The 16,765-nt window shown below is 75.2% G+C and carries 16 protein-coding genes; 8 read left to right on the top strand and 8 right to left on the bottom strand.

Annotated features, from left to right (window positions below):
• Positions 1-67: 67 nt before the first annotated feature.
• Entirely contained in the window at positions 68-745 is a 678-nt protein-coding gene (locus C1N80_RS01430) for a TetR/AcrR family transcriptional regulator (protein ID WP_137769137.1), read from the top strand.
• An 18-nt stretch (positions 746-763) separates the two neighbouring features.
• Here the strand turns inward: C1N80_RS01430 and C1N80_RS01425 are convergent, their stop codons facing one another.
• Entirely contained in the window at positions 764-2,122 is a 1,359-nt protein-coding gene (locus tag C1N80_RS01425) for a M20/M25/M40 family metallo-hydrolase (RefSeq protein WP_137769136.1), read from the bottom strand.
• 154 nt (positions 2,123-2,276) lie between these two features.
• On the opposite strand from C1N80_RS01425, the gene C1N80_RS01420 reads away from it, so the two are divergent.
• Positions 2,277-3,230: a hypothetical protein gene (locus C1N80_RS01420; RefSeq protein ID WP_137769135.1), complete on the top strand. Its 954-nt coding sequence runs from the start codon at positions 2,277-2,279 to the stop codon at positions 3,228-3,230.
• Positions 3,231-3,252: 22 nt separating this feature from the next.
• Here the strand turns inward: C1N80_RS01420 and C1N80_RS01415 are convergent, their stop codons facing one another.
• Both C1N80_RS01415 and C1N80_RS01410 read right to left on the bottom strand, forming a co-directional pair.
• Positions 3,253-3,729: a SufE family protein gene (locus C1N80_RS01415; RefSeq protein ID WP_137769134.1), complete on the bottom strand. Its 477-nt coding sequence runs from the start codon at positions 3,727-3,729 to the stop codon at positions 3,253-3,255.
• Entirely contained in the window at positions 3,726-4,643 is a 918-nt protein-coding gene (locus C1N80_RS01410) for a sulfurtransferase (protein ID WP_137769133.1), read from the bottom strand. Before C1N80_RS01410 ends, C1N80_RS01415 begins: the two co-directional genes overlap by 4 nt.
• Before the next feature lie 238 nt (positions 4,644-4,881).
• Here C1N80_RS01410 and C1N80_RS01405 point away from each other — a divergent pair, with 238 nt between their 5' ends.
• From C1N80_RS01405 to C1N80_RS01395, 3 genes are all read left to right on the top strand, one after another.
• Entirely contained in the window at positions 4,882-5,310 is a 429-nt protein-coding gene (locus C1N80_RS01405) for a VOC family protein (protein WP_137769132.1), read from the top strand.
• Positions 5,311-5,387: 77 nt separating this feature from the next.
• On the top strand, positions 5,388-5,966 hold the full coding sequence (locus C1N80_RS01400; RefSeq protein WP_137769131.1) for a DUF2127 domain-containing protein: 579 nt from the start codon (positions 5,388-5,390) through the stop codon (positions 5,964-5,966).
• A 302-nt stretch (positions 5,967-6,268) separates the two neighbouring features.
• On the top strand, positions 6,269-7,771 hold the full coding sequence (locus C1N80_RS01395) for a DUF222 domain-containing protein (protein ID WP_168197985.1): 1,503 nt from the start codon (positions 6,269-6,271) through the stop codon (positions 7,769-7,771).
• Between the two features lie 10 nt (positions 7,772-7,781).
• Here C1N80_RS01395 and C1N80_RS01390 read toward each other — a convergent pair whose 3' ends face one another.
• From C1N80_RS01390 to C1N80_RS01380, 3 genes are read right to left on the bottom strand one after another with little or no spacing between them, the layout of a single operon-like run.
• Positions 7,782-8,819, bottom strand: a complete 1,038-nt coding sequence (locus C1N80_RS01390) for an asparaginase (protein WP_137769129.1) — start codon at positions 8,817-8,819, stop codon at positions 7,782-7,784.
• Positions 8,816-10,006, bottom strand: a complete 1,191-nt coding sequence (locus tag C1N80_RS01385; protein ID WP_137769128.1) for a methyltransferase domain-containing protein — start codon at positions 10,004-10,006, stop codon at positions 8,816-8,818. The genes C1N80_RS01390 and C1N80_RS01385 overlap by 4 nt, the downstream gene beginning before the upstream one ends.
• A gap of 32 nt (positions 10,007-10,038) precedes the next feature.
• The gene (locus C1N80_RS01380) at positions 10,039-10,497 is read right to left on the bottom strand and encodes a DUF3817 domain-containing protein (RefSeq protein WP_137769127.1); all 459 of its coding nucleotides are present in this window, start codon (positions 10,495-10,497) and stop codon (positions 10,039-10,041) included.
• A gap of 154 nt (positions 10,498-10,651) precedes the next feature.
• Here C1N80_RS01380 and C1N80_RS01375 point away from each other — a divergent pair, with 154 nt between their 5' ends.
• Positions 10,652-11,302, top strand: coding sequence for a GPP34 family phosphoprotein (locus C1N80_RS01375; protein ID WP_137769126.1), 651 nt, complete (start codon positions 10,652-10,654; stop codon positions 11,300-11,302).
• 6 nt (positions 11,303-11,308) lie between these two features.
• On the opposite strand, the gene hrpB is transcribed toward C1N80_RS01375, so the two are convergent.
• Complete coding sequence (hrpB, locus tag C1N80_RS01370; protein WP_137769125.1) at positions 11,309-13,906, bottom strand: ATP-dependent helicase HrpB; 2,598 nt, start codon at positions 13,904-13,906, stop codon at positions 11,309-11,311.
• 38 nt (positions 13,907-13,944) lie between these two features.
• The gene (locus C1N80_RS01365; RefSeq protein ID WP_137769124.1) at positions 13,945-14,496 is read right to left on the bottom strand and encodes a hypothetical protein; all 552 of its coding nucleotides are present in this window, start codon (positions 14,494-14,496) and stop codon (positions 13,945-13,947) included.
• A gap of 157 nt (positions 14,497-14,653) precedes the next feature.
• On the opposite strand from C1N80_RS01365, the gene C1N80_RS01360 reads away from it, so the two are divergent.
• Together C1N80_RS01360 and C1N80_RS01355 are read left to right on the top strand one after the other, a co-directional pair.
• Positions 14,654-15,433: a hypothetical protein gene (locus C1N80_RS01360; RefSeq protein ID WP_137769123.1), complete on the top strand. Its 780-nt coding sequence runs from the start codon at positions 14,654-14,656 to the stop codon at positions 15,431-15,433.
• A 111-nt stretch (positions 15,434-15,544) separates the two neighbouring features.
• Complete coding sequence (locus tag C1N80_RS01355; RefSeq protein WP_137769122.1) at positions 15,545-16,759, top strand: MalY/PatB family protein; 1,215 nt, start codon at positions 15,545-15,547, stop codon at positions 16,757-16,759.
• Positions 16,760-16,765: the final 6 nt, after the last annotated feature.

Below are 16,765 nucleotides of genomic sequence, written 5' to 3'. Positions count from 1 at the left end.
GTCCGGGAAAGGGTACCGCCGTCGCGCCCTGTCCCGGTTCCCCAAGAACCGGCCTTACGATGTGCGAATGGCATCCGATGAGCGCGCCCCGGACCCCCGTCCGGCCCGTACCCGCGCAGCGATCTACGCCGCCGCCCGCGAGCTGAGCGCCGCGGACGGCGAGGTCACCGTCAACGCACTGGCCAAGCGGGCGGGCGTCAGTCGTGCCGCCTTCTACAGCCACTTCGGAGGCCTCGACGACCTCATCGGCGCGATGGTCCACGAGCTGCTCGACGGGATCCGCGTCGAGACGGTCGCCCTGTTCCACCAGGGCCGCAGCGTGCAGGAGATCGTCCAGTACTCCGCCGCGGTGACCTCCGCCTACGTGGTCGAGCACCATGCCTTCCTGCGCGGTGCGATCGACTGGAAGTTCACCCAGCGCCCCTACATGGGGCTCGTGCGGATCTACGCCGAGCTCTTCGAGCACGCCTTCCAGGTGCTCGGCGACGAGGTGCCCTCGCACCTCCCGCAGCGGGAGATGTCCCGCTTCCTCGCGGGCGGCTACATCCACGTCATCGCCGCGTGGCTGCTGGACACCGAGGAGAAGGCCCTCGCCGGGGAGGAGCTCGACCCGCGGGAGCTGCTCACGATCCTGCTGCGCGTCCTCCCGTTCTGGTTCACGGGCGTCGGCCCCGAGGACCCGATCCCCGAGGTCCCCGTGCGCGTCGACGACGAGCCGGGGCCGACGGCGGCGCCGACGGCCTGACCGGCCCGCCCGCGCGCCTCAGCAGTCGCGCACGAGGCGCAGCAGCACCCGCGCGCCGAAGCGGATCGCGTCCACCGGCACCCGCTCGTCGATGCCGTGGAACAGCGGCGCGAAGTCGAGATCCGCGGGGAGCTGCAGCGGCGTGAAGCCGTAGCCGGCGATGCCCAGCTGGGTCAGCGGCTTGTTGTCGGTGCCCGCGCTCAGGCAGTACGGCAGCACCTTCGAGCCCGGGTCCTCCGCCTGGAGGGCCGCCGCCATCGCGTCGTACAGCGCGCCCTCGCGCGGGGCGTCGGTGTCGACGCCGAGGTTGTCGATCACGACCTCGACGTGCTCCCCCGCGAGCTTGCGCAGCAGATCGAGCACCTCGTCGAGGTGCCCGGGCAGGTAGCGTACGTCGAAGCCCGCCTCCGCCGTCTGCGGGATGACGTTGACCTTGTATCCCGCGTCGAGCTGGGTGATGTTCGCGGAGTCCCGCAGGGTCCCCGTGACGAACTGCCGCGCCCCGCCCAGCAGCGGCAGGAACGCGTCGACGTCCTCCTCGTCCCAGGCGGTGCCGGTGATCTCGGTGACCCCGTCGAACAGGGCCCGCACGCTCGCCACGTACTCGATCGGGAACTCGTGCTCGTCGATCGCGGTGATCGCCCGTGCAAGGCGCACGATCGCGTTCTCGGCGTTGGGCACGGAGCCGTGGCCGGCCCGGCCCGTGGCCCGCAGCCGGCCCCACGCGTAGCCCTTCTCCGCCGTCTGCACGAGATAGGCGCGCACGTCCTCGCCGGTCGCCTGCTCCGGCAGGGTGATCGAGTAGCCGCCCACCTCGCTGATCGCCTCGGTGTACCCCTCGAACAGCTCGGGATGCTCCGCGACCAGCCACTTCGCGCCCCACACGCTGCCGTTCTCCTCGTCCGCGAAGAAGATCAGGCGCAGGTCCCGCGGGGGAGTGGCGCCCGTGCGGGCGATGTGACGGACGAGCGCGAGCATCATCCCGACCATGTCCTTCATGTCCACGGCGCCGCGGCCGTAGAGCATCCCGTCGCGGATCTCCCCGCCGAACGGGTCCACGCTCCAGTCCTCCGCCCGCGCGGGGACCACGTCGAGGTGGCCGTGGATGATGAGCCCGCCCCGCTCGCGGTCCTCACCGGGGAGGGTGACGACCACCGTCGGCCGGCCCGGCGCGGACTCGTACACCTCCGGCTCGAGCCCCACCTCGCGCAGCTGCGCGACCACGTGGTCGGCGGCCTCCGTCTCGCCCTTGCCCCAGGTCTCCGGATCGTTCCCGCCGAAGTTCGAGGTGTCGATGCGGATGAGCTCCTGGGTGAGCCGCACCGCCTCGTCCTGCAGCTGTTCGAGCTCGGCGGCGGTGGGATCGGCGATGGGCATGGAGGGGGCTCCTGGAGGTGCTGGCCGGCGGGTTCGGACGTGCTCCCGCCACGGTAGCGCCCCCCGCACTGCGCGGCCCACAGCCAGGTCACCCGGCGTCACGGGAGCGGGCCGCCCTACGATGGGGGTCCAGGCCGATCCCGGAGGTGACCCGATGTCCCCGCGACGTCTCCCGCTGCCCCGCACGCTCCCGTCACTGCCGCTCGGCGCCGCCGCCCGTGAGCGCTCGCGCCTGCTCGCCGAGGCGCGCGCGATCGACCCCGACCTGCCCCGCTCCGCCGACGCGGCCGCCGTGGTCCGCTCCGCCCGTCGACTCGCCCGCCGCGCCGCGCAGGACGAGTTCGCGCGCGACGGCGTGCGCCACGTGACCCTGCCCCCGGACTTCGGCCGCGCCGAGCTGCGTCGCGCCGACATCCCCGGCGACGCCGAGTTCCAGCTGTTCACGCAGGACGTCATCGGCGCCCTCGACATCGCCCCGAGCACCCTCGAGGCGGACGACGCCCGCGCCCTGCTGCGCTCCGCGACCGCTCGGGACGGCTACGGCCTGGGACCCGAGGCCGCCGCCGATCTGGTCTCTTACCTGCTGGGCCGCGCCTGGGCGCTGCAGCAGGCAGAGCTCGCCGAGCGAGACTCCCGCGGCGAGGCGACCCTGCTGCCCGAGGGCACCCCGCGCAGCGAGGAGGAGTTCGTGGCGAAGGAGGCCGCGACGATCCGCGAGGAGGTGCGCGAGGCGCTCGTGCGGCTCGTGCGCACGCCGCTCGAGCTGCAGATCGCCCGACGTCGCCACGAGGAGATCGAGGCCGGCCGCTGCGACCCCGCCCCCGCGGCGGAGCGCGAGGGGCGCCCGGGTCGGGGCGAGCCGTCGGGGACGTCGCCGTCGGCCGGCACCACCGACGCCGACGGCGGCCGCGGCACCGCCGGCGCGCAGGGCGCGAAGGTGCCCCTCGACGCGGCCTGGCGCTTCGCGAACTCGGAGACCGGCCGCCGGGCCTTCGGCGCCGCGAACGACTTCTACCGCTCCGAGGCGGGTCAGAAGGTGTTCCACGCCGCGAAAAACGGTGCCGGGAAGCTGCGGAATGCCTACGACCGCCGCGGCGACCGCAGCTGACCCGGGCTCGCCCGGCGCGGGCTCAGGCCCCGGCCTTCTCCACCAGCTGACGCTTGATGCGGGCGAGCATGCCCGCCATGCCGTTCAGCCGCAGCGGGCTCACGACCTCCGCGAGGCCCAGCCCCCGGGTCACGCCCTCCGGGGTGTCGAGCACCTCGCCCACGGTGCGCCCGTCGAGCGCCTCCGCGAGGATCGAGGCGAAGCCGCGGGTCGTCGGCGCCTCCTGCGGGGCGGAGAAGAACAGGTGCGCGATCGCCTCGCGACCGCTGCCCTCCACCTCCGTGACCAGGAAGATCGGCGACTGGCACTCGGGGACCGGCTCGAGCAGCTCGGGGTGCTCCGCGTAGCGCTCGGGCAGCTCCGGCAGCGACTGCGAGAACTCCAGCAGCAGCTGCAGGCGGTCCTTCGGGCCCAGGGCGTGGAAGTCGTCGGCGATCTCCTGGAAGGCCTCCGGCAGGGCGTCCTGGGCGTCGGGCACGGTGTGGTCGATCGGGCTCATCGGGCCGGCGCCTCGCCCGGCTCGGTGCCCACCGCGACGGGCAGGCGCACGCCGTTGCCCCACTCGGTCCACGAGCCGTCGTAGTTGCGGACGTCCTCGAAGCCCAGGAGGTACCGCAGCACGAACCAGGTGTGGGAGGAGCGCTCCCCGATCCGGCAGTACGCGATCGTCGGCTGCGCGGCGTCGTAGCCGAGCTCCTGCAGGTAGATCGCCTCGAGCTCGGCGCGCGGCTTGAAGCGTCCGTCCTCCGCGGCGGCGCGGGCCCACGGCACGGAGCGCGCGGTGGGGATGTGCCCGCCGCGCACGGTGCCCTCCTGCGGGTAGTCCGCCATGTGGGTCCGCTCGCCGGTGTACTCGGCGGGGGAGCGGACGTCGATCAGCTGCCCGCCGAGGAAGCCGAGCACGTCGTCGCGGAAGGCGCGGATCGGCGCGTCCTGGCGCTCGATCACGGGATACCCGCTGCTCGCGGCGCGCGTGGGCTCCGCGGTGGTCAGCTCGCGCCCCTCGGCCTGCCAGGCGGCACGGCCGCCGTCGAGCAGACGCACGTCCTCGTGGCCGAACAGCTCGAACACCCACAGGGCGTAGGCGGCCCACCAGTTCGACTTGTCGCCGTAGAGCACGACGGTGGTCCCGCGCGTGATGCCGTGGCGGTCCATGAGCGCCGCGAAGGCCTCGCCGTCCACGTAGTCGCGGGTGACCTGGTCGTTGAGGTCGAGGTGCCAGTCGATCTTCACGGCGCCGGGGATGTGCCCGGTCTCGTAGAGCAGCACGTCCTCGTCGGACTCGACGACGACGAGCTCGGGGCCGTCGGCCTCGCCGGCGGCGATCCGCTCGGCGAGCCACTCGGTCGTCACGAGCTTCTCGGGATGCGCGAACTCCTGCAGTGCGGGACTCGGGTCGAGGGCGATGGGCATGGGGCCTCCTTCGATGCGGCGCGGCGTGAGGGCCGGGAACGGACGACGGGGCGCCGTCCGGGGCCGCTCGCGCGCCGGCGATGCGGACCCCACCAGTCTGTCACCCGGGAGGCGGCGATGGTGCCGCGGGGTGCTCGTGTGAACAGCGTGCGTCCCCGGGGCGTCCGGCGGGCGACGCTGCGGGCCGGAACCTGCGAAGTGCCTTCCCGGAGCACTCCTCGCGCCCTACCGTGTCGTCATGGAGAACCTGGACCAGGACCCCGTCATCCCCCGCCTCGACCTCGTCGTCCTCGACTGCCCGGACGCGCTCGAGCTCGGGACCTTCTACGCGAAGCTGCTGACCTGGCGCATCGAGGAGGGCTCCGACCGCGATTGGACGACCCTCACCCCGCCGCGCGGCGGCATCACCCCGGAGAACCTCGAGGGCGAGGCGACCCTGGCCTTCCAGCGGATCGACGACTACGTCGCCCCGACCTGGCCGACGGGCACCCACCCCCAGCAGTTCCACCTCGACTTCTCCGTGAGCGACGTCGAGGAGGCCGAGCCGCGCGTCCTCTCCCTCGGCGCGACGGTCCACGAGCACCAGCCCTCCGCCTCGGGGTCGTTCAAGGTCTACCTCGACCCGGCCGGGCATCCCTTCTGCCTCGTGCGGCACTCCGTCGTCTGACGCCGAGAGCCCTCCCGGCCCCCGGCGCTACGCTTCGCCGCATCGGTCGCAGCCTGCGCCGGGGGAGGGGAGTCGGCATGGTCGCCACGAGTCCGCACGCCCATCGCTCCCGCCCGGTCCTGGACCTCGTCTTCCTCGTCGGCGTGGTGGGGAAGGGCATCGACGGCCTGCTCGAGCTGATCGGCGGGGTGCTGCTCCTCGTCACGACCCCCGCGCAGCTGCAGCACCTCGCCCGTCTGCTCACCGCGGGGGAGCTGCGCGAGGACCCCGACGACGCGATCGCCCGCGCGCTCCTGCACTCCCTCGCCCACCTCGACACGGGGACCACGACCTTCCTCGCCGCCTACGTGCTCCTCCACGGCGTCGTGAAGGTCGCGATCGTCGCCGCCCTCCTCCTGGGGTCCCGCCGGGTCTACCCCTGGGCGATCGGGGCGCTCGGCGTGTTCCTCGTCTACCAGGTCTATGCCCTCGTGGTGGGGCCGACGTGGGGCATGGCGCTGCTCACCGTGCTGGACCTCGCGATCATCCTGCTGACCTGGCGCGAATGGCGCCACGGGCGCACCCTCCACGAGACCTGGCGCAGCACCCTCGCCGCCTTCCGTCCGCGCCGTGGGACGGACGCGACGTCTTCGCTCCGGGGCGGCAGCGGGTCCTGACCCCGCCCCCGTGCGCTGAGCGTCGCGGCTCCGCGGCTCCGCGGCTCGATCGGCCCCCGATCCCGCCGTTCCTCCCCATAGCCGAGGAGCCGGCCAGGGGAGGAGCGATGAATCGTTCCTCCCCACTCTGTGGTTATCCACAACTTCATGTTACTGGCGAGTAGGCGTTGTTGTCGAACGGGTGTTCTGGGAGAATATATCCACTGGACGACGCAGGTCAGATCGATGGGTGTGTGTCGACGTGGATAATTGATCTGACGCTTGGGGGAGGGGGAATGATGGTCGAAGAATGGATGCGTGACATGGCGGATCTGCTCGCCGGTGCGCCCTCGTCGGAGCAGCTCTCCGCGATCCCCGGTGTCGTCCAGATCGACCTCATCGCCGCGCTCGAGTCGGCGAAGGCCTCGCTGAGCGCGGTCCAGGCGCGGGCGGAGGTCGCCTTCCGCGACGCGCAGCTGGAGGAGCAGAGCCGGCTCGGCGTGCCCCGCAAGGACCTGGGCAGGGGGATCGCGGATCAGCTCGCCCTCGCCCGCCGGGTCACCCCCAAGCAGGCCTCGGACCAGCTCACCTTCCATCGCGTGCTGGTCGAGAGCCTTCCCCGCACCCTGCGCCTCCTCGAGGGCGGCCGGATCAGCGACTGGGGTGCGAGCCAGGTGGCGCGGAACGTCCTGCTCCTGGACGAGGAGGACCGCGACCGGATCGACGAGGCCCTCGCCCCGGTCCTCCCGTCCCTGACGGCCGGAGCCGCCGGCCGCCGGGCCCTCGCCCTCGCGCAGTCCCTGGATCCGGAGGCCGCCGTCCGCCGCCGCTCCCTCGCGGTCGCCTCCCGGCGTGTGGGCCTGCGGCCGGCCCCGGACGGCATGAGCCATCTCCACGCCCTCGTCCCCGTCGAGGACGGCGTGGCCATGATCGCCGCGCTCCGCTCCGCGGCGGCGACCGCCCGGGCCACGGGGGAGAGCGGCTCGCTGCCCGCGGGGGCCGTCATGGCGGATCTCCTCGTGGAGCGCGTGACAGGTCGGTCCCCCATGGTCGGGGTGCCAATCGAGATCCAGCTGCTCATGACGGACCGCACGCTGCTCGCCGGCGCGGAGGAGACCGCCACCCTCGACGGCATGCCCCTCCCCGGCGGCGTCGCCCGCGGCCTCGCGCTCGGGGCGACCGCGGCGCTCCGCACCCCGCATCGCGGCACGCCCCCACCCGGCACGCTTCCGCCCGGCACGGTCCTGCCGCCGCCCGGCACTGCCCTGCCGCCGCCTGGCACGGCCGCGTCCCCACCCGGCGCTGGATCGCCGCTCCGCTCACCGCAGTCACCACCGGCGGACCGTCAGGGCGCCACCCTGCCGATCGCCCCGCCGGAGGAGGCCTCGCGCTGGATCCGGCGGCTGTACACGGATCCCGCCACCGGGGAGCTGAACGGCATGGACACCCGCCGTCGCTTCTTCACCGGCTCCGTGCGCCGCTTCATCAGCCTGCGCGATCAGCACTGCCGCACGCCCTGGTGCGATGCGCCGATCCGGGACATCGACCACGTGCACCGCGCGGCCGACGGCGGCGCCACCGACCTCAGCAACGGCGTCGGCCACTGCGAGCGCTTCAACCACGTGCGGGAGATGCCCGGCTGGGACTCGCGCCTCGAGCCCGGCCTCGTGCCCGGTGCCACCCTCGTGCCCAGCGCCGCCATCGTGCCCGGTAGTGCCGATGCCGATGGCGCCGTCGCCGCGTCGGGGAAGGTCCTGCGCATCACGACCCCCACGGGCCACGAGTACACCTCGCTCGCCCCGTCGCTGCGGGACGCCGCGGTCTAGCGCCGACCCCTCAGGAGCCGAAGCCGGCGAACGCCTCCCGGATCCCCGCGGCATCGGCGCCGGTGGCCAGCAGCACCTGCAGTAGGAGACGCGCCTTCTGCGGGGACAGCAGACCCGCCATGACGATGCCGCGCGCCACCAGATCCGCGCCCGCGCCGGGGTAGGCGTAGTGGGTCTCCGAGGTGCCGCCGCTCGCCACCCGCGTCGCGACGACCACCGGCACCCCGGCCTCGAGCAGGGCCGTGAGCCGCGGGACGGCGCCCGCCGCGACGTGGCCCATGCCGGCGCCCGCGACGACGAGGCCCCGCAGTCCCGCCGCCGACCCGTTGCTCGCCAAGGCATCGAGCAGCGTGAGGTCGTCGCCGAGGCCGCTCATCACCGTCGCCACCGTCGGCAGCTTCGTCGGCAGGTCGCCGTCCACGAGCGCCGGCCGCGTCGGCGCCGGGAACAGGGGGCGCAGCAGCGGCCCGTCGACCAGCGCCACCGGACCCGACGGCTCCGAGGCGAAGGCCGAGACCGACCGCGAGGATGACTTCGTGACCCGGTCCGCGAGATGCAGCGCGCCGTCGAAGGCGACGAGCACGCCGAGCCCCCGGGCGAGCGGCGACGCCGCCGCATGCACCGCGTCCTGCAGGTTCGCGGGCCCGTCGGCCCCCGCGGCGTTCGCGGGGCGCATCGCGCCGGTGACCACGAGCGGCGCGTCCCGGTCCCAGAACCGGTTCAGCAGGAACGCCGTCTCCTCGAGCGTGTCCGTCCCGTGGGTGAGGACCACGCCGAGGGCGCCCGCGTCCACAGCGGCGCGCGCCCGCTGCAGGACCGTGCGCAGGTGGGAGGGCCGCACCGAGGCGGAGGAGACGTTCGCGATCTCCTCGTGCACGAGCTCGATCCCGCCGTCGCCGCCCGCGCCCCGGAGCCCCGCGGCGAGGCGGGCGCCCGCATCGTCGGAGGGCACGGCACCCTGGCCGTCCGCGTCCTGGTGCATGAAGATCGTGCCGCCCAGGGACAGCAGCTGGACGCGGGCGGCCTCGGCGGCCGGGGCGGTGGTCATCGGGGATCCTTCGGGTGGGGGACGGCGGCGGGGGTGCGGCGCAGTCGCACGATCACCTCGGCGTGCTCCGTGTGCGGGAACATGTCGACGTAGCGGGCGGCGACGATCCGCAGCGAGGGCATGGCGGCGAGGTCCGCGGCGAGCGTGGCCGGGTTGCAGCTGGAGTAGACGACGTCGGCGACGCCGGAGCCCTCGAGCCAGGCGGCGAGCTCGGGGCCGATCCCGCGCCGCGGCGGGTTGACGATCGCGGCGTCCGGCGGACCCTCGGGACCCTCCGCCTCGTGGCGCGCCCAGGCGGTCGCGTCGTCGGCGAGGAAGGTGACCGCGAGGCCGTGCGCCGTGGCCGCCTCGCGGGCGCCGTCGATCGCCTCGGGCGTGACCTCGACCCCGGTGATGCGGGCGGCGGGCGCGGCGAGGGCGGTGTGCAGGGCGAAGCCGCCGAGGCCGCAGTAGAGGTCCCAGACGCGGGGCGCGGGGGCGGAGAGCGCCTCGGCGATCCAGGCGGCACCCTGGCGGTACAGCCGCCCCGCGACCTCCGTGTGGGTCTGCAGGAAGGACCGCGGCCGCGCCCGCAGCACCACGTCCCCGGTGCGCACACCGATCGAGGCGGCGCCCCACAGGGGCACCTCCTCCTCGCCCTCCACCCGCGTGGTGTGCTCGGGGTGGAGGTTCGCGGAGACAGCGACGATCGAGGGGTGCTCCTCCAGCAGCCGCGGCAGGTGCTCGCGGATCCGGTCCAGCGCGGAGTCCGTGCGGAGCACCAGGCGCACCACGTGCTCCCCGTCGGGCGAGGCGGTGACCAGGACGTTCTTGAGCTCGCCGCGACGTCGGGCGACGCTGTAGGGCGGCACCTGCGCGCGGCGCACGAGGGCCTTCACGCCCTCGAGCACGGCCTCGACGCCCGCGGGGTAGAGGGGGCAGTCGCAGAGGTCCGCACCCTCGGCCTGACCGGGCAGGCCCAGCACGGGCTCCTGCGCGGTGCCGGAGACGGCCATCTTGCCGCGGGCGCGGAAACCGGACTCGGCGCCGACGATCGGCGGCCCCCACACGTCACCGGCAGCGGGGTCGACGACGGGGGAGAGCAGCTCCTGGATCCGTGCGCCGGCCTCCTGCACCTGACGGGTGCGAGGGAGGGGCAGCAGGGTGCAGGAGCGGCATTCCCCGGCGTCGAAGTGGTGGCACTGCACCGGGGAAGTCTACGGGCGGTCGCGGAGGGCGATCAGCTCCCGGGAGGGCCCACCACGAGCATCGCGGAGAACACCACGGCGACCAGCACCACGGCGATCACGGCCGACGGGACCGGGCGGCGCACGGCGAGCGAGACGAGCTTCTCCGGCGCGGTGCGCGCGGGCTCCTCCCGCAGGCGCCACTGCTCGCCGACCTTCCCTCGGCGCAGCAGCCAGCGCTCCGCGGGGATCGTCGCGAAGGGCACGATCGCGGAGGCGAGGCCCAGCAGCAGCTCGCCGACCCGCCAGCGCTGGTCGATCGCGACGACGACGGTCGCGACGACGAAGGCGAGGAACACGAAGCCGTGCAGGCCGCCGCCGATCCGCACGCCGAGCTCGGTGACCTGCGGCCCGTACTTGAGGAACATGCCGATCAGCAGGAGGGCCCAGGTCACGGCCTCCGCGAGGGCGAGGGTGCCGTAGAGGCGGGCGGGGGAGAAGGCAGAGCGCATGGGGTCCTCGGGTCGGGGCGGGAGGGCGTCCGGCCGATCCTGCCAGGCACGGCTGGAGGTTCACCGGGACCTCGGGCCCGGGGCCGACGGGCGTCGGGCAGGACCCCGACGATCGGGTGGTGACCTCGCGCACGCCCCGGGGCACACTGGGGGCATGACCTCGATCCCCGGCGAGATGTTCCTGCTCCTGACTCACGAGTCCGGCCGCCAGGAGGCGACGCAGTACCGCCGCCAGGCGCTCGTCGCTGCTGTGCTGACCGAGCTGCTGCTGCGCGAGCGGATCGCCCTGACGGAGGGGCGCAGTCCCCGCGTCGACGTGCTCGACCCGGCCCCCACCGGCGTGGCGGAGCTGGACCAGGTCCTCGCGCACCTGACCACGCTGCGGTCCCCGAAGATGGGCTCCCTGCTCGGGAAGCGTGACTGCGACGTCACGGAGACCATCGGCGACGCGTTCGCGGCCGCCGGCGAGGTGCGGCGCAAGGACGGCTGGTTCCTCACCTCGTGGCCCGCCGGCAGCTCGGTCCTCGAGGCGGAGCTCCGCGCCCGTCTGGGCGCCGTCCTGCAGGGGACCCGGCGGGCGAGCCTGCAGGACGCCGTGCTGCTGGAGATCCTGAAGGCCCTCCGGGTGGGGCAGAGGATCCTGCGCGAGGAGTCCGGCGGCATGTCCCGGCGACAGCTCGACCGGACCGTCGAGGCGCTCGACGTCGACGTGCCGGCCGCCGCCGCCCTGCGCCGCATGATCGACGCCCTCAACGCCGCCATGGCGACCACCGCGAGCACGACCACGATGGCCGGCGGGTCCTGACCCTCCTCAGCTCCGCCGCGTGGTGCGGGCCGTCGCCGGCGCGGTCCACGGGTCCTCCGGCCAGGGATGCTTCGGGTAGCGGCCGCGCATCTCCTTGCGCACGTCCTGGTAGGGCCCGTCCCAGAAGGAGCGCAGGTCGTCGGTGACGGCGAGCGGCCGGCGGGCCGGGGAGAGCAGGTGGAAGAGCACCGGCACGCGCCCCTGCACGAGCCGCGGGGTCTCCGCGAGGCCGAACAGCTCCTGCAGCTTCACGGCGACCACGGGGCGGGCACCCGGGTCGTCGGGGTCCGGGTAGTCGATGCGGGCGCTGCTGCCGGAGGGGACCGCGAGCCGCGGCGGCACCAGCTCGTCGAGCGCGGCGGCCTCCGGCCAGGGCAGCAGGGTGCGGAGTGCGGCGGTCACGTCGATCGTGTCGAGGCGGGTCGCGGCGCGGCCCCGTCGGCCGGAGAGCTGCGGCCCGAGCCAGGTGTCGAGCGTGTCCAGCAGGGACGCCTCGTCCATCGCGGGCCACGGATCGCCGAGCTCGCGGTGCACGAGCGCGAGGCGGGCGCGCAGGTCACGTGCGGTCTCCGGGAGACGCAGGGCCCCGAGCCCCTCGGCCCGCACGGCGGCGAGCACAGCGGGGGCGGCATCCTCGGCGGTCGCGGCGACCGGGGTGGAGGACAGCTCGATCGCGCCGAGGCGCCGCCGTTCCCGCACGCGCACCGCGCCGTCCTCGAGGCGGGCGTCCCGGTCGCGCACGAGCAGGCCGGCGCCGATCGTCAGGGCATCGGCCTCGGTGAGCGGTGCGGCGGCGCGGATGACGGCGCCGGTGCCGTCGGCCGCGCGTCCCTCCGCCCGCTGCACCTCCCACACGGCGAGCCACGGGGCGCCGCGCAGGGTCGATTCCGCGGGCAGCGCCGCACGGGTGCCGGAGGCGAGCAGGTAGCTGCGGTGCTCGCCGCGGGGGCCGTCGTCGACCCGGCGGGCGATCCGCTCCGGCCGGCCGAGCGCGAGGACGGCGCCCACGCGCTCCTCCTCGCCGCCCGCGGTGAGCGACGGCAGGGCCGACGGGGGCGCGTCCCGACGCTCGCCGCGCACGAGCCGCTCGAGCCGCTCGACCTCCCGGCGCCATGCGGCCGACGACGTCGCGCGCCCAGCACGCAGGTCCCGCAGCAGGCGCGGGAGGTCCGCGCCGACGGGCCGGTGGTCGCCGGAGAGCGCGGCGACGGCCTCCGCCGCGGGACGCGGGGCGCCGAGGGCGAGGGCGCCGTCCGCGAGGGCGCGCGCCTCGCGCACCCCGACGGGCCAGCGGGAGGCGCGCTCGCCCGCGGGCGTCGCCCGGCCGTCCTCGTCGACGAGGCTCATCGCCCGCAGGGTCTCCTCGGCGGCGCGGATCTCCCGCTCCGGCGGCGGCGTGAGAAGGGCGAGCCCCTCGCCGCGGGGCGTGCCCCAGCAGGCGAGCTGCAGCGCCGCGTCGGTGAGGTCCGCCGCGGTGATCTCCGGGGCGGAGTGCGCGGGCATGCCGGCGAGGTCCGCGGGGGAGAGCACCCGCACCGCGCGGCCGGGGCCGGTGCGGGCGGCGCGGCCCGCCCGCTGCTCGATCGCGGCCCGCGAGGCGCTCACCGTGACCAGGCCCGTCATGTCCCGGCCGCGGTCGCGGCGCACCTCGCGGGACAGGCCCGCGTCGACCACGAGGTGCACGCCCGGCACGGTCAGGGAGCTCTCCGCGATCGCGGTCGAGACCACGATCCGCGGCGGCTCGCCCGGGCGCCGGCCGCCCGTCGCGCGATCCTGCGCGGCGGCGTCGAGGCGGCCGTGCAGGGGCAGCACCTCGACCCCGTCGCCGACGAGGCCGCGCAGGCGGGAGACCGTCTCGTCGACCTCCCGCGCGCCGGGCACGAAGACGAGCGCGTCGCAGTCCTCCTCCGCCCGGGTGCGGGCGGCGGTGCGGGCGAGGTGGTCGAGGTACTCGCGAGTCACGCCCCGGGCGTCGAGCCGCGGGGTGGGCGGCGGCGCGAGGTCCAGGCGCAGCGGGTGCAGGGCGCTCGGCACCTCGACGATCGCGGCGCCGCCCAGCAGATCGGCGACCGCCGCGGCGTCGAGCGTCGCGGACATCGCCCCGACCAGCAGGTCCTCCCTCAGCAGGCGCACCTCGGCGAGCATGCCGAGCAGCAGGTCCGTCTCGAGGGAGCGCTCGTGCACCTCGTCGAGCAGCACCGCGCCCACGCCGGGCAGCTCGGGATCCGCGAGCAGGCGCCGCAGCAGCACACCCGGGGTGAGCATCTCCAGGCGCGTGGACGCCCCGACCTCCCGCTGGCCGCGCACGGTGAAGCCGACGGGGCCGCCCGGGCGGCTGCCGTCGAGCTGGGCGATCCGGCGCGCGGCGGCGCGCACCGCCACCCGCCGCGGCTGCGTGACCAGGGTCGATGCGGCGGCCGACGGGGACCGCTCGGCGAGGAGGTTCGCGATCAGCGGCGGCAGCAGGGTCGTCTTGCCGGTGCCGGGCGGCGCGGTGACGACGAGCGCACCCGTCGCGGCGGCCGCCTCGAGCTCCGCGCGGGCGGCGGCGACGGGCAGGCCCTCGCCGATCCGGTCGAGGTCGAAGCGATGCGGCGCGGTCACCGTGGAAGGCTAGCCGAGCGGTCCGCGCCGGTGCGGGGTCAGTCGATGAGGTCGAACTCGACCTGGTCCGTGTCCCCGCAGACGCTCGTCACGGAGATCGTCCACTGGTCCTCGATCGAGACGGTCTCGCCGATCGCCGCCGGCTCGATCGCGCGGGTGCCGCCGTCGACGGTGGCGCTGAGCACCGCCTTGTCCCCGTCGATGGAGGTGGCCTCGATGCTCAGCGACTCGCCGCCGCGCTCGGGGAGGTCCGGCGTCGACGGCGAGCCCACCTCGGTGAGATAGGCGCCCTCGCCGGTGCAGGCGGCGGGCGGCTCGAAGCCCTCGGGCGCCGGGGTGACCGGATACGGGTCGCTCGATACCTCGACGGTGGCCTGCCCGGTGCCGCCGTCGGAGGGCTCGAGGACGACGGTGCCGCCGCCGCCGTCGGAGGCGCCGCTCACGCCGCCCGCATCGGAGGCGGAGGAAGAGGCGACCGGGTCCTCGACGCCGCTCGTGCAGCCGGCCGCGATCAGGCCCACGGCGAGCACGGACGTGAGGACGCCCAGGCCGGAGCGGTGGAAGGGGCGACGGGCGGCGGTGCGGGTCACGCGGGGAGTCCTCCGGGGTCAGGGGCCGCGGCGGGACACCGCGACGGGCCGACCCTATCCCCGGGTCCCGTCCGTGGCACCATCGGGGGAGTGGCAGGACCTGCCGGAACACGGAGGAACGCCGCGAACACGGCGGGAGTGACGAGGAGGGGAGCGCATGGCCAGGACACCGCGACCGACGCCGGCGGCGCTCGCCGGGAGCACCCCGCCCGCGCAGCGCGTGCGGCCCGTGGACTGGAGCGCCCGGCCCGCCGGTGCCGGCAGTGCGGAGGGAGCCGACGGCGGGGATGTCGCTGCCGCCGCCGATCCGTCGCGCAGTCCGTCGGCCCCGCTGCCCCGCCGCCGCGCCCGCACCGTCGAGCTGCCGCGCCCCGAGCCGGCGCCGCCCGCGGAGGCCGTGCACTCGCTGCGCGCCGACGACCCCCGTCCCCTGCCGAGGCCGCTGCGGATCGACGAGGGGCTCGTGCGCACCGTCGGCGTGGACGGGGTGGACAGCGAGCAGATCGTGCTCGCCGTCGCGGACCCCGAGGACGCCTGGACCGCGGACGCCGGGACGAGCGACCACTTCCGCCGCGGCGGCATCGTGGTGCAGGTGCGGCGCGCGGACAACGCGGTGATCGGCCTGTTCTCGACGCCCTACGCCCTGTCCGTGCGGCCCGAGGAGTACGAGCCCGCGCTCGACCTCGCCGATCTCGCCGCCGGCCGCAGCGCCCGCGGCGGCACCGGCACCCGCCACCCCACCTCCCGCCGCGAGCTGCTCGTGCGCATGCAGGAGGCCGGGTTCGTGGTGACCCCGGGATCCGGCCACGGCCGCGTCACCCATCCCGATCATCCGGGGCTCTTCGTGCCCTTCGCCTCGACCCCGTCGGACCGCCGCTTCACCCGGCACGCGGTCGCGCAGATCCGGCGCGTGTTCGGCATCGACCTGCGCCGCTGAGCACGTCCGACGGCACCACGCGCCGTTCACAGTCCGTGACAGGCGGCGGGCGTCGGCGCCGCAGCTCCTAGCCTGGGACCGCCCGCCCGCGCCCCAGGAGGAACCGCCCGCATGACCCGCTACGACTTCGAGACCCTCGTGGACCGCACCGCCATGGGCTCCTCCAAGTGGGCGGCGATGCACCGCGCGGCCGCCGCGCACGGCACCGACCTCACGGCCCACGACGGGCCGATCGCCCCGTTCTCGGTGGCGGACCTCGACCTGCCCAACGCGCCCGAGATCATCGAGGCCCTGCAGGAGGCGCTCGCCGGCGGGCTCGTGCTCGGCTACACGGTCCCGACGGAGGCCTACCTCGACGCGGTGACCGGCTGGTTCGCGCGGCGCCACGACTGGCACGTGGAGCCGGAGTGGGTGCGCGTGACGCCCGGCGTGATCCCCGCCTTCACCCTTGCGATCCGCGAGTTCACCGCGCCCGGCGACGGCGTCATCGTGAACACGCCCGCCTACTACCCGATGTTCCCTTCGATCGAGTCGAGCGGCCGGCGCGTGGTGCGCAACCCGCTCGTGGAGCGCGAGGGCCGCTTCCGGATCGACCTCGACCTGCTCGAGGAGCAGGCCCGGGACCCGCGCACCACCGCCCTGCTCTTCGCGAGCCCCCACAACCCCACCGGCCGGGTCTGGGAGCGGAAGGAGCTCGAGGCCGTCGCCCGGATCGTCGTCGAGCACGACCTGCTGCTGATCAGCGACGAGATCCACCACGACCTCGTCCAGCCCGGCCACCGGCACACCGTCGTCACCGAGGTGGACCCCGCGCTCGCGGAGCGTACCCTCGTGCTCAGCTCGACGAGCAAGTCCTTCAACATCGCCGGCCTCGGCATCGCGAACGCGGTCATCCCGGACCCGGGGCTGCGGGACCGCTTCACGCGGGCGCGCGACGACCTCGGCTTCGACAACCCCGACGTGCTCGGCGCGGTCGCCGTCCAGGCCGCGTACACGCGCGCCGAGGGCTGGCTCGACGAGCTCATCGCGCTCGTGGGCCGCAACCAGGCCGTGCTCACGGCGTTCTTCGCCGAGCACGTCCCGAGCGCACGTGTCGCACCGCTCGAGGGCACCTTCCTGAGCTGGGTGGACCTGCGGCCGCTGGGCCTGGACGCCGAGCGCCTCGCGCGTCTCACCGCGGGGGAGGCCGCCCTGTTCCTCGACGAGGGCACCGTGTTCGGGCCCGAGGGGGCGGGCTTCGAGCGCTTCAACATCGCGACCCCCACGCCCGTGCTCGAGGCCGGTCTCGAGCGGCTCCGGCGGGCGCTCGACGCGGCCCTCGCCTGACGGGCG

Origin of the sequence: Brachybacterium sp. SGAir0954, from assembly GCF_005490785.1 — a bacterium.
Classification (GTDB): domain Bacteria; phylum Actinomycetota; class Actinomycetes; order Actinomycetales; family Dermabacteraceae; genus Brachybacterium; species Brachybacterium rhamnosum.
This window is presented reverse-complemented; position numbering and strand designations above follow the sequence as displayed.

What these genes read in the sequence shown, in the direction of transcription:
- C1N80_RS01430 (WP_137769137.1), top strand. Translation starts at nt 68, where the DNA reads ATGGCATCCGATGAGCGCGCCCCGGACCCCCGTCCGGCCCGTACCCGC.
- C1N80_RS01425 (WP_137769136.1), bottom strand. Translation starts at nt 2,122, where the DNA reads ATGCCCATCGCCGATCCCACCGCCGCCGAGCTCGAACAGCTGCAGGAC.
- C1N80_RS01420 (WP_137769135.1), top strand. Translation starts at nt 2,277, where the DNA reads ATGTCCCCGCGACGTCTCCCGCTGCCCCGCACGCTCCCGTCACTGCCG.
- C1N80_RS01415 (WP_137769134.1), bottom strand. Translation starts at nt 3,729, where the DNA reads ATGAGCCCGATCGACCACACCGTGCCCGACGCCCAGGACGCCCTGCCG.
- C1N80_RS01410 (WP_137769133.1), bottom strand. Translation starts at nt 4,643, where the DNA reads ATGCCCATCGCCCTCGACCCGAGTCCCGCACTGCAGGAGTTCGCGCAT.
- C1N80_RS01405 (WP_137769132.1), top strand. Translation starts at nt 4,882, where the DNA reads ATGGAGAACCTGGACCAGGACCCCGTCATCCCCCGCCTCGACCTCGTC.
- C1N80_RS01400 (WP_137769131.1), top strand. Translation starts at nt 5,388, where the DNA reads ATGGTCGCCACGAGTCCGCACGCCCATCGCTCCCGCCCGGTCCTGGAC.
- C1N80_RS01395 (WP_168197985.1), top strand. Translation starts at nt 6,269, where the DNA reads ATGGCGGATCTGCTCGCCGGTGCGCCCTCGTCGGAGCAGCTCTCCGCG.
- C1N80_RS01390 (WP_137769129.1), bottom strand. Translation starts at nt 8,819, where the DNA reads ATGACCACCGCCCCGGCCGCCGAGGCCGCCCGCGTCCAGCTGCTGTCC.
- C1N80_RS01380 (WP_137769127.1), bottom strand. Translation starts at nt 10,497, where the DNA reads ATGCGCTCTGCCTTCTCCCCCGCCCGCCTCTACGGCACCCTCGCCCTC.
- C1N80_RS01375 (WP_137769126.1), top strand. Translation starts at nt 10,652, where the DNA reads ATGACCTCGATCCCCGGCGAGATGTTCCTGCTCCTGACTCACGAGTCC.
- C1N80_RS01360 (WP_137769123.1), top strand. Translation starts at nt 14,654, where the DNA reads ATGGCCAGGACACCGCGACCGACGCCGGCGGCGCTCGCCGGGAGCACC.
- C1N80_RS01355 (WP_137769122.1), top strand. Translation starts at nt 15,545, where the DNA reads ATGACCCGCTACGACTTCGAGACCCTCGTGGACCGCACCGCCATGGGC.